Below are 1,629 nucleotides of genomic sequence, written 5' to 3'. Positions count from 1 at the left end.
GCGGATCACATGATCGTCGCAGGTGAGCTTGTCGAAACCGTGCTTGCGGGCGGCTATCCCGAGGCGCTCGGGCGGAAACGATGGGGGCGCAGGCAGGACTGGTATCACGGCTATCTTGACGCGATCGTGCAGCGCGACGTGCGCGATATCGCCCAGATCGAACAACTCGTCATCATGCCGAAGCTGCTGGCGGTTCCGGCCGAGCATTCGGGGCAATTGGTGAACTATACCGGGATCGGCGCGGCGCTTGGTCACAACCATGTGACCACGGCGAAATATCTGCGCATTTTCGAGAGCCTCTATCTGGTGCACAGCTTGCAGCCCTGGTTCACCAACCGGTTGAAACGGCTGACCAAATCCCCCAAGCTGCATTTCCTTGATGCCGGACTTCTGGCGGCGATGCGCGAGGTTTCTCCAGATGTTGTTGCCAAGGATCGCACCGGTTTCGGCCCGATCCGGGAGACCTTCGTGTTCAGCGAGCTGCGCAAGATCGCATCCTGGAGCGATCAGCGCTGCGCCTTCGCGCATTTCCGCGACAAGGACAAGAATGAGGTTGATATCGTTCTGGAAAATCGTCGAGGGGAGGTCGTAGGGATCGAGGTCAAGGCCTCGGCCACGGTGTCCGCCAGCGATTTTTCCGGCATGCGCAAGCTGGCGGAGGCCTGTGGCGGGAAATTCGTCCAGGGGCTGGTCCCCTATGATCATGATCAGGTCGGTCCCTTTGCCGACAACATGTTCGCAGCCCCGCTTTCCTGCTTGTGGTCTGCGTAATCGAAAGGTCTTGGCGCCGGTTCATTGCGACGGCAAGGGCGGTCCTTGTTTCGGATTCACGATCCCCGTATCGCCCCCGTTGACTGCCTGCTGCGCCGCCATCGTCTTGGCCATGCTGAGCAGCCGCCTGAACGCTGGATTGTCGTTTTTGGGGGACCAGACCGCCGAGAAAGACAGAAGCTCTCCATTTATGGGGCGGTAGATCAGGCCGGGGAAACGTGTCGCCACCATCGCCTCGCTGACGATTGCAATGCCCTGACCAAGCGCCACCAGTGGCAGAAGGTTGGCCCGTCCCACCGATTGAATCCTAAACACGGGGCGGCGGTCGAAACGGGCGAAGATGTGTGCCAAATGGTCCTGTATTTCCTGCCCAGATGCGGCCTCTCTGACGATGAAGGTTTCCGCTGCCAGATCGCGCCAGTCGAGATTGGCCCGATCGGCAAGATGATGCGCCTCTGGCAGTGCCATGAAGATGCGCTCTGACCACAGAGGGATTGTATCGTAATCTGGCCAGTCCTGAAGGGCATGAAGAAACGCGACATCGAGGCGAAACTGGCCGATGGCGACGATGTGATCGGCGGGGTCGGCATCGACCAACTCGATCTGCACCGACGGGTGGTGCTGACCGTAGGCCTGCAACAGTTCAGCAAGAAACCCCGAGGCGATGGAGCCATAGAGGCCGATCCTGACCCGGCCTTGTTTCGCCTGTCCGATCTCAGCGATCTCGCGGGAACCTTGATGGAGGCCCCGAAGAATCTGGCGGGCGCGCGGCAGATACCGCGCGCCCGCGAAGGTCAGACGAATGCCGCCGCTGTGACGATGAAACAGCCCTGCGCCGAGATGGTCTTCAAGGTCGCG

General features: G+C 60.5%; 2 protein-coding genes. One reads left to right on the top strand and one right to left on the bottom strand.

Going from position 1 to position 1,629, the window contains the following annotated elements:
- On the top strand, positions 1-771 hold a 771-nt coding region (locus ACK5L9_RS22445; RefSeq protein ID WP_416913682.1), incomplete at its 5' end, for an ATP-binding protein.
- 21 nt (positions 772-792) lie between these two features.
- On the opposite strand, the gene ACK5L9_RS22440 is transcribed toward ACK5L9_RS22445, so the two are convergent.
- Positions 793-1,629 (bottom strand): LysR substrate-binding domain-containing protein (locus ACK5L9_RS22440; protein WP_416913681.1); only part of this gene is annotated, 837 nt, incomplete at its 5' end.

It is taken from the genome of Paracoccus sp. (in: a-proteobacteria) (genome assembly GCF_047973135.1).
Lineage (GTDB): Bacteria > Pseudomonadota > Alphaproteobacteria > Rhodobacterales > Rhodobacteraceae > Paracoccus.
This window is presented reverse-complemented; position numbering and strand designations above follow the sequence as displayed.